The organism is Nocardia sp. NPDC050793 (genome assembly GCF_040654065.1).
Lineage (GTDB): Bacteria > Actinomycetota > Actinomycetes > Mycobacteriales > Mycobacteriaceae > Nocardia.
This window is the reverse complement of sequence record NZ_JBFAHG010000006.1, coordinates 25,611-40,607: the sequence shown is the minus strand read 5'-3', so window position 1 is coordinate 40,607 and position 14,997 is coordinate 25,611. Positions and strand designations below refer to the sequence as shown.

The 14,997-nt window shown below is 69.2% G+C and carries 13 protein-coding genes; 6 read left to right on the top strand and 7 right to left on the bottom strand.

The features are described from left to right. The first annotated feature begins 405 nt into the window (after positions 1–405). The gene (locus tag AB0H50_RS21720; protein WP_357455479.1) at positions 406–576 is read left to right on the top strand and encodes a hypothetical protein; all 171 of its coding nucleotides are present in this window, start codon (positions 406–408) and stop codon (positions 574–576) included. Between the two features lie 6 nt (positions 577–582). On the opposite strand, the gene purF is transcribed toward AB0H50_RS21720, so the two are convergent. Continuing rightward, the gene (gene purF / locus AB0H50_RS21715; protein WP_357455476.1) at positions 583–2,163 is read right to left on the bottom strand and encodes an amidophosphoribosyltransferase; all 1,581 of its coding nucleotides are present in this window, start codon (positions 2,161–2,163) and stop codon (positions 583–585) included. Positions 2,164–2,377: 214 nt separating this feature from the next. Between purF and AB0H50_RS21710 the strand changes: the two genes are divergently transcribed. Next, positions 2,378–3,649 (top strand): DUF3533 domain-containing protein, encoded by a 1,272-nt coding sequence (locus AB0H50_RS21710; RefSeq protein ID WP_357456102.1) that lies wholly within the window; start codon positions 2,378–2,380, stop codon positions 3,647–3,649. Between the two features lie 101 nt (positions 3,650–3,750). Here the strand turns inward: AB0H50_RS21710 and AB0H50_RS21705 are convergent, their stop codons facing one another. The 4 genes from AB0H50_RS21705 to AB0H50_RS21690 all read right to left on the bottom strand — a co-directional run bounded on the left by AB0H50_RS21705 (position 3,751) and on the right by AB0H50_RS21690 (position 7,053). Then, a complete protein-coding gene (locus tag AB0H50_RS21705) occupies positions 3,751–4,146 on the bottom strand; it encodes a sterol carrier family protein (protein WP_357455473.1) in 396 nt (131 codons plus the stop codon). Positions 4,147–4,206: 60 nt separating this feature from the next. Next, a complete protein-coding gene (locus tag AB0H50_RS21700; RefSeq protein WP_357455470.1) occupies positions 4,207–4,626 on the bottom strand; it encodes a PPOX class F420-dependent oxidoreductase in 420 nt (139 codons plus the stop codon). A gap of 61 nt (positions 4,627–4,687) precedes the next feature. Then, positions 4,688–5,308, bottom strand: coding sequence for a CPBP family intramembrane glutamic endopeptidase (locus AB0H50_RS21695; RefSeq protein ID WP_357455467.1), 621 nt, complete (start codon positions 5,306–5,308; stop codon positions 4,688–4,690). A gap of 11 nt (positions 5,309–5,319) precedes the next feature. After that, the gene (locus AB0H50_RS21690) at positions 5,320–7,053 is read right to left on the bottom strand and encodes an alpha/beta hydrolase (RefSeq protein ID WP_357455464.1); all 1,734 of its coding nucleotides are present in this window, start codon (positions 7,051–7,053) and stop codon (positions 5,320–5,322) included. Positions 7,054–7,214: 161 nt separating this feature from the next. On the opposite strand from AB0H50_RS21690, the gene AB0H50_RS21685 reads away from it, so the two are divergent. Next, positions 7,215–7,502, top strand: a complete 288-nt coding sequence (locus tag AB0H50_RS21685; protein WP_068055861.1) for a YiaA/YiaB family inner membrane protein — start codon at positions 7,215–7,217, stop codon at positions 7,500–7,502. Positions 7,503–7,596: 94 nt separating this feature from the next. Here the strand turns inward: AB0H50_RS21685 and purL are convergent, their stop codons facing one another. Further along, a complete protein-coding gene (purL, locus tag AB0H50_RS21680; RefSeq protein WP_357455461.1) occupies positions 7,597–9,891 on the bottom strand; it encodes a phosphoribosylformylglycinamidine synthase subunit PurL in 2,295 nt (764 codons plus the stop codon). A gap of 456 nt (positions 9,892–10,347) precedes the next feature. Between purL and AB0H50_RS21675 the strand changes: the two genes are divergently transcribed. After that, a complete protein-coding gene (locus tag AB0H50_RS21675) occupies positions 10,348–11,679 on the top strand; it encodes a glycosyltransferase 87 family protein (protein ID WP_357455458.1) in 1,332 nt (443 codons plus the stop codon). A gap of 70 nt (positions 11,680–11,749) precedes the next feature. Then, a complete protein-coding gene (locus AB0H50_RS21670; RefSeq protein ID WP_357455455.1) occupies positions 11,750–12,262 on the top strand; it encodes a YdcF family protein in 513 nt (170 codons plus the stop codon). 129 nt (positions 12,263–12,391) lie between these two features. Here AB0H50_RS21670 and AB0H50_RS21665 read toward each other — a convergent pair whose 3' ends face one another. Next, a complete protein-coding gene (locus AB0H50_RS21665; protein ID WP_357455452.1) occupies positions 12,392–13,678 on the bottom strand; it encodes a M18 family aminopeptidase in 1,287 nt (428 codons plus the stop codon). A 244-nt stretch (positions 13,679–13,922) separates the two neighbouring features. On the opposite strand from AB0H50_RS21665, the gene AB0H50_RS21660 reads away from it, so the two are divergent. Then, entirely contained in the window at positions 13,923–14,996 is a 1,074-nt protein-coding gene (locus AB0H50_RS21660) for an ABC transporter substrate-binding protein (protein ID WP_357455451.1), read from the top strand. Position 14,997: the final 1 nt, after the last annotated feature.

Below are 14,997 nucleotides of genomic sequence, written 5' to 3'. Positions count from 1 at the left end.
CGGAAAGAACGAGGTCGCGGCGTCTCGAGCATGCCAAGTCACACCGACGGACACCGTTGCGGCCTTACCCATTTCGGCGCTGAGCCAAACCTCGAGCAGTCGAACCCTCGAGCAGTCAAACCCTCGCGCGGCCGAACCATGACCGGCCGAACCACTGAGTGCGCCGGATCCCCGTCGCTATGCTCTCCGCACGGGGGATGGCGGACGACGCGCGGGAACTACGTCGCGCCGAGGCCGCGCGGGCCGCGAACCGACAGCGCGGGCTCGCCGGGAACTTCGCCGCCGTCACTGCCATGATCGACGCCCGCGTTCGGCGAATTCGCCGCAGCAGCGGAACTCGGCATCGGCACCGAGGGCGCGCTGTTCGACCGCTACTGGCTGGTCGAACTACGCCTCGCGGCCGCGATGCCCGCCGTGCTGAAGGTGCGCAAGAACGGCGCCTGGCAGTTCATCCGCTACGCCTACGACCATCTGCCGCGGATGGACATCCCGAAGGTGGGCCGGGAACCGGTCCCCACCGCCACGGAGCTCGACGCCGCGTTCGCGCGGTGGCTCGCCGATCACCTTCCGCGCTGAGCGGCCTTACGGCCTGCTGAGCGCGCTCGCGTTGGCGTTGTCGCCGAGCAGCACCGATTCCGGCTGACCCGTCAGCATGCCCTCCAGCAGGTTCTTGCCGATCGAGGCCTCCTGCGGCAGCGGGATCGGGTAGGTGCCGTCGAAGCACGCGCTACACAGGCGGGTGCGCGGCTGCTCGGTCGCGGCGATCATGCCCTCGGTGGAGATGTAGCCGAGGCTGTCGGCGCCGATCGAGCGGCGCACGTTCTCGACCATGTCGTCGTAGCTGTCGTCGGCGCCCGCGCCGTTGGCGATCAGCTCCGCACGCGAGGCGAAGTCGATGCCGTAGAAGCAAGGCCACTTCACCGGCGGCGAGGCGATCCGCACGTGGATCTCCACCGCGCCCGCCTCGCGCAGCATCCGCACCAGGGCGCGCTGGGTGTTGCCGCGCACGATCGAGTCGTCCACCACGATCAGCCGCTTGCCGCGGATCACCTCGCGCAGCGGGTTCAGCTTGAGCCGGATGCCGAGCTGGCGGATGGTCTGGCTCGGCTGGATGAAGGTGCGGCCCACGTAGGCGTTCTTCATCAGGCCCTGCCCGTAGGGCACGCCGGAACCCTGCGCGTAACCGACGGCGGCCGGGGTGCCCGATTCCGGCACCGGGATCACCAGGTCGGCCTCGACCGGATGCTCCTTGGCCAGCCTGCGGCCGATCTCGACGCGGGTCGCGTGCACCGAACGGCCCGCGATGGTGGAATCTGGCCTGGCCAGGTACACGTATTCGAAGACGCAGCCCTTGGGCTCGGGGTTGGCGAAGCGCATCGAACGCACGCCATCGGCGTCGATCGCCAGCAGTTCGCCCGGCTCGATCTCACGGACGAAGGCCGCGCCGACGATGTCGAGCGCCGCCGTCTCGCTGGCAACGACCCAGCCACGCTCGAGCCTGCCGAGGCAGAGCGGACGCACGCCGTGCGGGTCGCGCGCGGCGTAGAGGGTGTGCTCGTCCATGAAGGTCAGGCAGAAGGCGCCCTTCAGGGTGGGCAGCAGCTTCATGGCCGCCTGCTCGATGCTGGAGTCGGCGGCGGCGTGCGCGAGCAGCGCGGTCATCACGTCGGAGTCGGAGGTCGCGCCGACCGGCTGCGGGCGGCCACCGGAGACCGGATTGCCGATCAGCCCGAGTTCCCGTGCGCGGCTTGCCAGTTCGGCGGTGTTGACCAGATTGCCGTTGTGTCCAAGCGCGAGCCCGGAACCGACCGCGGTGGTGCGGAAGATCGGCTGCGCGTTCTCCCACGTCACACCGCCGGTGGTGGAGTAGCGGCAGTGGCCGACGGCGATGTGGCCAGGCATGGCGGCCAGCGTCTGCTCGTCGAACACCTGCGAGACCAGCCCGAGATCCTTGAAGACCAAGATCTGCTGACCGTCCGATACCGCGATGCCCGCCGCCTCCTGGCCGCGGTGTTGCAGGGCATAGAGGCCGTAATACGTGAGCTTGGCCACGTCCTCGCTCGGCGCCCAGACACCGAAGACACCACACTCCTCGCGCGGCTCGTTCTCGTCCTCATCGGGGGTGGCTGCGAGGTTGTCGACCGATACTTCGGCGTTGGTCACCGTTTGCTCCCTGTTCGGGCGGGCTGGGGGCACCAGTCATTCTACGGGTGAAAGTTCGAGGGCGATCACGGCCACTGCATCCCGGCAGCAATTCCCGTGTCGATCACCCGAAAGCCCAGGGCGACGGCGGTACCGTCCATTCGTGGCGACCCCGGACAGCACCAGCGGTACGGAACCGAACGCTCGGCGGCTCGACCGTCGTTCACTACTGCGCATGGTGGCCTCCCCCGTGGTGGTGCTCACCCTGCTGACCACCCTGCTCGGCATCATGTACCTGGATTACGTCATCGATCCCGAGCAGAATCTGCACGACTTCCCCATCGCGCTCGTCAACCAGGACGTCGGCGAGACGATGGGCGCGCCGGGGCAGCAACAGCGGGTGAATTTCGGCGACGAAGTGGCCGAGGGGCTGCGCGAGTCCATACCTGCCGACAAATTCGATCTGCGGGTCCTCGGGATCACCGAGGCCGGGCGGCAGATGCAATCCGGCGAGATCTACGGCGCGATCATCATCCCGAGCGACTTCAGCAAGCGACTCGGCATCCTCGGTGTCGGCAGCGTGGTCCCCGGCGACATCGAACAGCCCATCATCACGTTGCAGACCAACCCGCGCATGGGCGCGTACGCCTCCTCGATCGTCATCCGCGTCGGCGACACGGCGTTCCCCCAGGTGAACAAGAAGGTCGGCGAGCAGCTGACCCAGCAGGTGCAGTCCCAGCTCGCGCCGCCTGAGGGCGGGCAGGCGCCGGAACTCAGCGGGGCCACCCGCATCGCGCTGGCCAGCCCGCTACAGCTGATCGTCGAGCAGTACCACCCGCTGCCCGGCCACACCGGACAGGGCCTCACCGCGTTCTTCTACGCACTTTTGCTGCTGCTCGCCGGCGTGATCGGCTCGATGACGATCCACACCATGGTGGACGCCGCCCTCGGCTTCGTGCCCACCGAGTACGGCCCGTGGTACGTCCACTACCCGCCAACCCCGATATCCCGGTTCAAGACCCTGCTGATCAAGTGGGGCGTGATGATCCTCATGGCGAACGTCGTCTCGCTGATCTATCTACTGGTGGCCAAGGGGCTCGGCATGCCGATCAACGAACCGTTTTCACTGTTCGTCTACGGCGCGTTCGCGATCACCGCGGTCGGCATCACCGGCCTGTCGATCCTCGCGGCCATCGGCTCGGCGGGATTGCTGGTGAACCTGATCCTGTTCATCGTGCTCGGCCTGCCGTCCTCGGGCGGCACGGTGCCGATCGAGGCGACGCCCAAGTACTTCGGCTGGCTGGCCCATTTCGAGCCGATGCACCAGGTGTTCCTGGCCGTCCGATCGATCCTGTACTTCGACGCCAGGTGGTCCGCGGGGCTGGCGCGGGGCGTCTGGATGACGTTGGCCGGGCTGATCATCGGGCTCGTCCTCGGGGCGGTCGTCACCCGCTACTACGACTACAAGGGCCTGCACCGCGGCAGTTCCGCACCCGCCACCGCGTAGTTGCCGGTCGTCACTATCGGACGGTCGCGAGCCATACCCGCATGAACTGGGAGCCACCGAGACGCAGTAGGTCGTCCGAGCCGAAAGGCAGTTCGCTCGAATCAGTCGGCCGCTGGGCGCAGGATCGGCAGCCAGTGCGCGACCTCGGCGGCCCGGCTGCCGGAGGCGGTGAGCGCTCCGGAGCGGACCGCGGCGTCGAAATCGAGCAGGCCGGTGGCCAGCAGCAGCCAGGTGCGCGGATCGGTCTCCACCACATTGGGCGGGGTGCCGCGGGTGTGGCGCGGGCCCTCGATGCACTGCACCGCGACGAACGGCGGGACCCGCACCTCGACGGAATGGCCCGGCGCGTTGGCGGCCAGCGTCCGCACAGTTGTCCTGACCGCCGCCGCCAATTCGGGGCGGGTTGGCTGAGCAGCTGTCTCGTCGCGCAGCCACGCGCCCACCGCGGCCACCGCCGACCGCGTCTCCGCCGGATCCACCGTCGCTCGTCGTCCCACAGCGCCGAGATTACCGAGCGAGATCGAGAGCCAGATCGGAGCGCCGCCTCCTGATTTCGCTCAGGAAGCCCAGGGACCGATGCCGCCGACCTTCTCGATCCGGACGCGGGTGAGGAATCCTTCCGGCGCGTCCTCGGGCGGGAAGGGCACGCCGGGTGCCATCGTCCGCGCGAGTTCCTTCAGCAGCTCCGGCGCACCGCCCTCGACGATGCGGGCCGTGCCGGTGACCGTCAGGTACGGCGTCATGATCTCGCCGCGTTCCCTGGAGACGACGGTGAGCGCGACGCGGCCGTCGCGCCGCACGTTGCGGACCTTCTTGTACTCGCCGAGGTGTGCGGTGACGAGCTCGTCGCCCTCGGGAGTCGATTGCAGCGCGACCCAGACCAGGCTCACCTGCGGGCTGCCGTCGGGATTGAGCGTGACCAGCGTGGCGTCGGCACCGGATCCGATCAGTGCGCGCGCGGCGTCATCGAGTTTCACGAGTTGATCCAACACCCACCCGCCGCGTGCATTCCCGATTTCACCGCGCCGACGCGCGGGACTACGGCATGGGCCGTGGGAGCGCGAGGCGGGTCGCGACCACGCCGCCCGCGTTCATCGCCCAGTGCAGCATCGCCGGGGCCGTCGTACTGCCGGTCTTTCTGCGCAGCAGGCCGAGGATCGCGCCGCCGACGGCGGTGACCAGAACCGTCGGCGCGATAGGCTGCAGGCCCGCGCGGGCCGGATGGATGTGCCACAGGCCGAAGGCGGCGGCGCCCAGCAGATGGCCGAGGCGTGAGCCGAAGGTGTCGTCCAGCAAGGGTTCCAGCGTGGAACGGAAGATCAGCTCCTCGCTGTAGACGGTGCCGACCGGGATGTGCACGGCGACCCATTCGAGGTCCGAGACCTCCTGTCCCACGGGAGCGAGGTCGCGCAGCACGTCGCGCAGAGCCGGAATGGACACGGCCGCACCGTAACCGGCGAGAACGAGGGCTCCGGCGCACGCGCCGACCGCGAGCCCACGGCCCGACCACCAGTGGGACCGCCCGCCGAACGCGAGCCCGTATCCGGTCGCGAAGCACGCGTTGGCCGCGGTGCGTCCGCGTTGATCGATTCCGAGACCGGGCAGCATCCGATTGCTCCACAGCAGCGCGAGGCCGATGCCCGCAAGCGCCTTCGACACCGGCCCGAGACTCACTTGGTCTCCCGCTCGAATTCCTCCGCCGACTCCAGCTGGAACCGAATCCGTTCCGCCAGTTGGCCATTCCAACCGGGCGGCGCCGCGATAGCGCCCCAGCCGTCCAGCACCAGGCTGCCGTATCGGTGCCCGTGCCCGTCCGAAACGCCCTGCGCATTGGTGAGATCCGCGGCGACCTGCCAGAAGGTGACGAACGGCGCCCATCGCATCTGCGAGGACACGTCGGCGCCGCGCGGTTCCGAGAGCCAATCCGGTTGGGAGAAGATCAGATCCGTCGACCACCAGACGATCGGATCCGAGGGGTGCATCAGGTAGGCGATGCGCGGCGCCCGCCACTCGGTGTCGGGACGCGCGAGATCGCCTGCGTCGTCGGCGAATCGGACAACCAGCCCGTCGGCGTACACCGGCTCCACCTCCCTCGACCCCGGGTCGCGCCGCTGCACGAACTGCCGCCACAGGCGGTTCGAATTCGGCGGACCGACCCATAGTGCGCCGTCCACCTTGGCGCGCAGATCGGCGAGCCCGTCGAACGCGGCCTCCGACCCCTGTGAGCCGAGGCTCTCGCCATACACCAGCAGCTTCGGTCGCGACTGCGGCGGACGCGCCGACCAGCGCTCGTACACCGCGTCGAAGAGCCCCTTGCTCGCCGCGGCCGCCTTGCCCCGGTCCGCGAGGAACGACAGCACACTGGGCAGATACGAGTACTGGGTCGCGACGATGGCGGTGTCGCCGCCGTACATGTACTCGATCGCGCCCGCCGCCATCGAATTGACCCAGCCGGTGCCCGTGGTGGTGACCACAACGAGCGCCTTGCGGTCGAAGGCTCCGGTGCGCTCCAGCTCGCGCACCGCGAGCGCGTCCTGGTCTGCCTCGCCGTCGGTCGACTCCAGCCCGACATAGACCCGGATCGGTTCGCGCGCCGGCTGCCCGGTGACGGCCGCGATGCGGCTCGCCGACGGTCCGTTCGAGACGAACCAGCGTCCCTCGAAGCCCAGCGTCTCCCATTTCGCCAGCGATGCCGGGCTCCCCGAGCGCTCGGGTTGCTGCGGCTGCACCGCGTTGGCCGAGGTGTGGTCGTTGCGCACGCTGAACGCCGAGTTGGCGACCGTGAAGAAGGCCTCGGTGGCCACGCCGTTGAACAGCGTCACGACCAGCACAACGAGCACCAGCGCCCCCGCGGTAGGGGCCAGCTCGCGCGGCACCCGGACCCATTGGTTGAGCTGCCTGGCCAGGAACAGGATGATCTCGCGCACGGTCCGATAGACGGCGACCACCGCGACGCCCACCGCCACGCTCAACAGTCCGGTGCGCAGATAGGCCGGGGTAGTGGTCCCCTCCATGCCCATCAGCGCGGTGATCTCGCGCTGCCAGCGGGCCGACTGCACCAGCATCAGCGCGGCGGCCACCGCGGAGGAGACGAGCACCGCGGACTTCAGCGCGTAACGCACCCGGGTCGGCGGCCCCGGAATCTTCAGCCGCGGCCGCACCCAGAGCCGGAACAGCCATTCGAACATGCACCCGAGGCCGTAGCCGATCGCCGCGTTGACGCCCGAGATCAGGCCCTGGAACAGCCAGTCCCTCGGCACCAGCGAGGGCGTCACCGACAGCGCGAAGAAGACGGTGGCCACGATCAGACCGACGTAGTTCAGGTCGATGATGTCCTCGGCGCGCCGCACCACGACGACGCCGCGGGTACGCAGCTTCGTCAGGGTGTCGGCCTTCTCGAGCACTCGAACAGTATGGCGCTCCGCACCGACGGCCGGGCGGGTTGCCCGTACCGGCACGCCATGACGCGGGCGCACATCACAGCCGCGTCGCGCGGCGATTACCCACCGCGCTCGAGTAGTTGTACGGGGTCGCGCATGCCGTCCGCCCAGCAGACTCGTTACCTATGAGCACACCTAACGCAGCGCCGAAAGCCACGTCGGCCTACGTCGCGCAGGCCGCGATCGCGTTCGGCATCAGCTTGTTCGGGGCGGGCGTCGGCATCTTCTACCTTCCGCTGGACGTCTGGCAGCGCGGCTTCCTCGGGATGACCGTGCTGTTCCTGGTGACCAGCACCTTCACCCTGGCCAAGGTGGTCCGCGACCAGCACGAGGCCAGCACCACCACTAGCCGCATCGACGCCGCGCGGATGGAAAAGCTGATGGCCGAACACGATCCGTTCAAGAATCCCTGACCGGCGACAGACGACGCCCGCCTGGGCGAGCCCGGCGACGAGGGGTCCGGGCCCGCTCCAGGCGGGCGTTCGTCCTGCTAGCGCTCTCGGCGGGTCAGATCGCGCTGGCTCCGAACAGTTTCGGCAGCGTGCTCTCGTAGGCTTCGCGCAATTCCGCCATGGTCACCGAGAATTGGCCCTGGACCTCGACGGAATCCGAGCCCTGGTCGACGACGCCGATGCGCACCCACGGCAGCTCGCGCGCGTCGCACATCTTGGTGAACCGGGTCTCCTCCGACCGCGGCACCGCGACGAGCACCCGGCCCGCCGACTCGGAGAACAGCGTGACGAACGGGTCCGCGCCCTCGGGAAGCAGAATGCGGCAACCGGTTTCGCCCGCCAGCGCGGCCTCCACCACGGCCTGCGCGAGGCCGCCTTCGGACAGGTCGTGCGCGGCGCTGATCATGCCGTCGCGCGAGCCCGCGGTCAGGATCTCGGCGAGCAGCTGCTCGCGCGCGAAATCGACCTTGGGCGGCTCGCCGCCGAGGTGATCGTGGGCGACCTGCGACCAGATGGAGCCGCCGAACTCGTCGCGGGTCTCGCCGAGCAGGATCAGCGTCTCGCCCGGTTCGAGGCCGAGGCCGGTCGGAATGCGCCGGTGCACGTCGTCGATGACGCCGAGCACGCCGACGACCGGCGTCGGCAGGATGGCGTCCTGGCCGGTCTGGTTGTAGAAGCTGACGTTGCCACCGGTGACCGGAATGCCAAGCGCCACACAGCCGTCCGCGAGGCCGCGCACGGCCTGCTGGAACTGCCACATCACGCCGGGGTCCTCGGGCGAGCCGAAGTTGAGGCAGTTGGTGACGGCCTTCGGGGTCGCGCCGGTGGTGGCGACGTTGCGGTAGGCCTCGGCAAGCGCGAGCTGCGCGCCGGTGTACGGATCCAGCTTGGTGTAGCGGCCGGAGGCGTCGGTGGCCAGCGCGATGCCGCGGCCGGTCTCCTCATCGATCCGGATAACGCCCGCGTCGGCGTGCTCGGCGAGCACCGTGTTGCCGCGCACGTAGCGGTCGTACTGCTCGGTGATCCACTTGCGGCTGCACAGCTGCGGGCTGGAGATCATCTGCAGCAGGGTCGCGCGCAGCTCGTCCGCGGTCTTGGGACGCGAAAGCCGGTCCGGGGTGTCGGCGATCAGCGCGTCCTGGTAGTCCGGGCGCTGCACCGGGCGCTCGTACACCGGGCCCTCGTGCGCGACCGTGCGCGGCGGCACGTCCACCACGGTCTCGCCGTGCCAGGTGACCACGAGGCGGTCGCCATCGGTGACCTCACCGATGACGGTGGCGAGCACGTCCCACTTGTGGCACACCGCCATGAACGCCTCGACGTTCTCGGGAGTGACCACGGCGCACATGCGCTCCTGGGATTCGCTGGACAGGATCTCCGCGGGCGTCATGTTGGCGGCGCGCAGCGGCACCTTGGTCAGGTCGATGTGCATGCCGCCGTCGCCCGCGGCCGCGAGTTCGGAGGTGGCGCAGGACAGCCCGGCGCCGCCGAGGTCCTGGATGCCGACGACCAGCTTGGCCGCGTACAGCTCGAGACAGCACTCGATGAGCACCTTCTCGGTGAACGGGTCGCCGACCTGGACGCTGGGCAGCTTCTTGCGGCCCGCGCCCGACTCGTCACCGGAGAAGGTGTCCGAGGCGAGCACGGACACGCCGCCGATGCCGTCGAGGCCGGTGCGCGCACCGAAGAGAATGATCTTGTTGCCGGTGCCGGAGGCGAAGGCCAGGTGCAGGTCCTCGACCCGCATCACGCCGGCGCACAGCGCGTTGACGAGTGGGTTGCCCTGGTAGGAGGCGTCGAAGACGGTCTCGCCGCCGATATTGGGCAGGCCGAGTGAGTTGCCGTAGCCGCCGACGCCGCGGACCACGCCGTCCACCACACGCCGGGTGTCGGCCGCGTCGGCCGCGCCGAAGCGCAGCTGGTCCATCACCGCGATCGGGCGCGCGCCCATCGCCATGATGTCGCGCACGATGCCGCCGACGCCGGTGGCCGCGCCCTGGTACGGCTCCACGTAGGAGGGGTGGTTGTGGCTCTCCACCTTGAAGGTGACCGCCCAGCCGTCGCCCACGTCGACGACGCCCGCGTTCTCGCCGATGCCCGCGAGCATGGACTCGCGCATCTCGTCGGTGGTGGTCTGGCCGAAGTAGCGCAGGTGCACCTTGGAGGACTTGTAGGAGCAGTGCTCGCTCCACATCACCGAGTACATCGCCAGCTCGGCGTCGGTGGGCCTGCGGCCGAGGATCTCCTTGATGCGGGCGTACTCGTCGTCTTTGAGACCCAGCTCTTTGTACGGTTGCGCCACATCGGGGGTTGCTGCGGCTGCACTGACGGTGTCGACCTGCGGAGTCACGGAGTACCAGGGTCCTTTCGGCCGGGCCTTTGGGGTCGGCAAGCCGGCGGAGCCGGCGGGGTGGGGTTAACACTGTGGGTCGGCAAGCCGGCGGAGCCGGCGGGGTGGGTTGACACGGGGTCGGCAAGGTGGGCGGACGCGCGCGGCGCAGCGACGAGCGTTGTCACTGGTTGCGGCGAGATGCCTGGCACTCAGTCTAGAGGGCGGGTGGCACCGGCCCGCAGGTGAGGGGCTCGGCCGCGATCATGGAGTGGATTGCCGACGACGAGGCGGCGCGGCGACCCGATCCGACTGTGCTCTCGATCATGGTCGCTGGATCGTTGCCCGAGACCGGCGCCCGCACCGATTCGAGCCGCCGATTCCCCTGTCAGCGGGCGAGATCGGCGGGCGGTCGTCGCGGGTTGCGGTGTCCGGGGCGACCCGGAGACCGCCTCGACGCCCCGATACTCTGTCGGGGTGCGTGAACGATCGGGGGTCGCGAATTCGGCCGAGCAGCAGGCTGCCACGGAGGATGCGCGCCCCGGCGTCGCGGATGCCGCGACCGGCTCGTCGCCGCGTTCGCCGCTGTCGTCCGATCAGATGCGCTGGCTGGCCGCCGCGTTCGGGTTGTTCCTGATCTCGGCGGTGGTCTCGCTGCTCGTCCACTGGTGGAACGGGTACATCGATCTCCAGGTCTATCGCAACGGCGCGCGGGTGTGGCTGGACGGCGGCGAGCTGTACGGCCCGATGCCGCCGGTGTTCGGCATCGGCCTTCCTTTCACCTATCCCCCGCTGGCCGCGCTGTTCTTCGCGCCGCTCGCGCTGATGCCGCTGGTATTGGCCGAGGTGCTGGTGCTCGCCACCTCGATCGCCGCACTCGGCATCACGCTGTGGCTGGTACTGGCCAGGATCCGGCCGGAACTCGACCGGCTGACCGTGCTGCCCTTGGTGATCGCCGCCGTCGCGGCGGCGGGCTTCCTCGAGCCGGTGCGCCAGACCTACGGCTTCGGCCAGATCAATCTGGTGCTGATGGCCGCCATCGCGCTGGACTGCCTGGCGCGCAGGCCGTTCTGGCCGCGCGGCATGCTCATCGGAATCGCGGTGTCGGTCAAACTGATTCCCGCGGGCTACCTGCTGTACTTCCTGTTGCGCAAGGATTGGAAGGCGGCGGGCACGCTGGTGGCGTCGGCGATCGGCGCGGTCGGCCTCGGATTCCTGCTGTTCCCGCGCGATTCGGTGGAGTACTGGTTCCGCACGCTGGCCGATACCGGCCGCATCGGCCCGCCGTACTTCGCGGGCAACCAATCACTCAAGGGCATGGCCTTCCGGCTCGGCGTCTCCGATTCCGCGGCCACGCTGATCTGGATCACCCTCTCGCTGGTGGCGATCGCACTGGCCGCGATCTGGATGCGCCGGCTCATCGAGGCGGGAGCGACCGTGGCGGCGCTGCTGGTCAATGCCGCCGCGGTGCTGCTGGTCTCGCCGGTCTCGTGGTCGCACCACTGGGTCTGGGTCGCGCCCGCGCTCCTCGTGGCCGCCGACGCCATCGTGCGAATTCGGGAGGGTCGCGCGCGAACCCCGCGCGGACGCTGGTTCACCACAACCGTCGCCGCCTTCACAGTGCTGTTCCTCATCGGCCCCCAATGGCTGCTGCCCCATTCGAAAGACCGAGAACTCGACTGGGCCTGGTGGCAACAGCTCCTCGGCAGCAGCTACGTCCTCGTGACTTTCGCGGTCTTCGTCGTCGCCGTGATCACCTACCGCCCGGCTGTGACTCGCATCGCCGAAACCGCACCGGCGAAAGCCTGATTCGCATCACGATTCTCGTGGACCTACGACTTCAAAGTTCCCGACTGAAGGCGCCTCGATCATGACTTCGGTGGCATTGCCCGACCGCCTTCGCCCCGACGTCGAAGTGCTGTGGGACTACAACCAGATGCATCAGCGAGTGGGCTCGGCCGACGTCGGGATCGGCCTGGGCAGCCATGATCTGAGCGTGGCCACTTGGGCCGCAGCGCTGTACCGGCAACACACATTCCCGATCGTAGTTTTCAGCGGAGGGAGCTCTCCGACGACGATAGGCGCCTTTCCCCGAGGTGAGGCTGTGCACTATCGCGAGCATGCGATGGACATGGGCGTCCCGGAGAGCGCCATCCTCATCGAACCCGCTGCGGCCAATACCGGCGAGAACATCACGTTCACACGCGCCCTGCTACAACAGAACGGGCGTCTCGACTCGATCGAGTCCGTGGTATTCATCTGCCGCCCATACCAACAGCGCCGCCGAGCCCAGGGTGATAGGTGGGGGCGCGCTGAAGCCCGCCGCGTTCGTCGAGCGAGACGCGCCGACAACAGGTCGCTCAACCCATCAGCTGGTGGAGCAGCTCGCTGAACGACCGGTGTGGGAAGGTCGCCACGTCGCCCGGAACATCGTTGGCTTCATCAGGTCTCGCGCCGAGCACATCGCCAGCTCTGGTCCCGCCCACGGCAAGGCTCAGCCCGCCGGGTGGCGGGCAGCCCACTACTCCACCGGCGTGAGGAACGCCGCCAGCGCCGCCGCGTAGGCGGGAACGTCGTTCGCGCCCATCAACTCTCGCGCCGAATGCATCGCCAGTTGGGGCGCGCCGACGTCGACCGTCGGCATGCCGGTGCGCGCAGCGGTCATCGGGCCGATGGTGGAACCGCAGGGCAGGTCGGCGCGGTGGACGTAGCGCTGCAACGGGACGGCCGCCTGGTCGCACGCCAGGGCGAACGCGCCCGCGCCGGTGGCGTCGGTGGCGTAGCGCAGGTTCTGGTTGACCTTGAGCACCGGCCCGCCGTTGATCTCGATGCGGTGCGCGGGCTCGTGCCGCTCCGGGTAGTTCGGGTGGGTCGCGTGCGCCATATCGCCGGACGCGCAGATCGAACCGGCCAGCGCCGCCAGGTATTCGGCGCGGCCGCCGCCGCGCGCAAGCACGATCCGCTCCAGCACGGCGGGCAGCAGATCGGACTGGGCGCCGCGGTCGGACTGACTGCCGACCTCCTCGTGATCGAACATGGCCAGCACCGGCACCGACGCCCCCGGATCGTCGACGGCGGCCAGGAACGCGCGCAGCCCGGCGTAGCAGGTGCCCTGGTTGTCCAGCCGGGGCGCGCTCACCAGGTCGCTGTCCCGCCCGACCAGGCCGCTCGGCGCCAGCACGTGCGTCATCAGCTCCCAGCCGAGTACCGCGGCCGGGTCCACCTCGACGTGCTCGGCGACGAAGGCGAGGAACGAGCGCGGCACGTCGCCGACGCCCCACACCGCGTTCACGTGCCGCTGCGGGTCCAACGTGACGCCGCGCCGGTCCTCGGAGAGGTGGATGGCCAGCTGCGGCACCCGCAGGATCGGATCATCGATACGAATCAGCTGCTCGCGCAACGAGTTTCCGTCACGCACCGTCAGCCTGCCCGAGATGCCGAGCTCGCGGTCCAGCCACGAGTTCAGCCAGGCGCCGCCGTACGGTTCGAGCCCGACCAGCTGCCACCCCGCGGACGCCAGATCCGGGTGCTGCTTCACCCGCAGGTTCGGGCTGTCGGTGTGCGCTCCGACAACGCGGAACGGTGCCGCGGCATTGCCGGTCCCGACCCAAGCGACCAGCGAACCGCCGCGCACCACATAGCGGCGTCCGGTCGACTCGGCGGGCCACACCGCGGCCTCCTCGAGGCGGGTGAAGCCGTGTGCTTCCAGCTCCAGCGCGACCGTGCGGACCACGTGGAACGGCGAGGGCGAGTCATCGATGAACGCACACAGACCTTCGGCCGTGGCGGCGGTGGTGGAAACGGGCATGGACCGATCCTAGAGAGCCGCCGCGCCGGTCGTAGTCCCGCGCCGTGCGGCACGGGGCGCGCCGTGCGGCAACTTGTTCCGATATCGGACTTATCGGGCAATTGACAGCAGCGGTAATACCGCTGTAGCCCTGCGGTAATCCCGCCGACGCGCCGAAACGAAAATGCGCGAAACGCCGCTAGACTGGCTGACGGCGCGGCGAACGAGAACATCCAGCAAATCTCGCGCGCAGAACGGGGTTCGCATGACATTGTCGGGCGGGCGGCACCACGATGTCGTCGAGATCGTCAACATCGCACCGTTGCGCGGCCCAGGGGCCATCATCGGACCCTCCTGTGTCGCGGCAGCGAACCTGGCCATAGCCGAAATCAACAGCGGGACCGGAATTCTCGGCCGCGAAGTGTGTGTCACCACGATCGACGCCGGCAGCCCGCCGCAGCGCGTGTACGACGAGGTGTCGGCCTTGCTGGCGACCGGCATGGTGCACGCCGTCACCGGAATCCCGATGCCGGAGAATCGCTCCGGCATCATGCGAGCCGCGGCCGGTCGCGCGCCCTGCCTGTTCGGCGTTGGCCACGACGGGCTCGCCGCCGAAGAGCCGGGAGTCTTCATGATCGGCGAGCACCCCGGCATCCAGACCATGGTCGCGGTGGATTGGCTCTATCGGGAGTTCGGCGCCCGGCGCTGGGCGGTGGTGGCCAGCGACTACCTGTGGTCCCGCCGTATCGCGCCGATGCTGCGCGAGATCCTCGCACCACGGCACACGGTGGTCGCCGAACACTTCGTGCCGTTGGGCGCAGAGGATTTCGGCGCGGTGCTCGACGACCCACGACTGGACACGGCCGACGGAGTGATCCTGCTGCTCGTCGGTGCCGACGCCGCCCGATTCAACCGGGCGTTCACCGCGGCGGGACGCGCCGACCGGCAGTTCCGCACCGGCCCAACCATCGACGAAAACGTCCTGCTGGCAGCCGGACTCGACGCGAACCGCAATGTCTACGTGCCCTCCGGCGTGATCCCCGACCGGCACAGCGCCGACGATCGCGATCTGCTGGACCGATACCTGCGGCTGCACCACGGATTCGCCCCCACCTTCAGCCGATTCGCCAACGGCGTCTACCGCTCCCTGCACGCGCTGCGCACCGCGGTCGACACCGCGGGCTCGTTCGAGACGGCGCGCATCCACGGCGCGCTGGCGGACCGCGCGGTGCTCGAAGGGCCTTACGGCGCGTTCACCTTTCGCGGCGATCAGATCGTGCGACCGACCTTCGTGGCTCGTGCGGCGGGCGTCGACTTCGAGACGCTCACCGTAGTGTGAC

Bases quoted from the DNA above. Each gene is read 5' to 3' on its own strand.
- AB0H50_RS21660 (WP_357455451.1), top strand. From the start codon at position 13,923: ATGACATTGTCGGGCGGGCGGCACCACGATGTCGTCGAGATCGTCAAC.
- AB0H50_RS21685 (WP_068055861.1), top strand. From the start codon at position 7,215: ATGAGCACACCTAACGCAGCGCCGAAAGCCACGTCGGCCTACGTCGCG.
- AB0H50_RS21710 (WP_357456102.1), top strand. From the start codon at position 2,378: ATGGTGGCCTCCCCCGTGGTGGTGCTCACCCTGCTGACCACCCTGCTC.
- AB0H50_RS21665 (WP_357455452.1), bottom strand. From the start codon at position 13,678: ATGCCCGTTTCCACCACCGCCGCCACGGCCGAAGGTCTGTGTGCGTTC.
- AB0H50_RS21720 (WP_357455479.1), top strand. From the start codon at position 406: ATGCCCGCCGTGCTGAAGGTGCGCAAGAACGGCGCCTGGCAGTTCATC.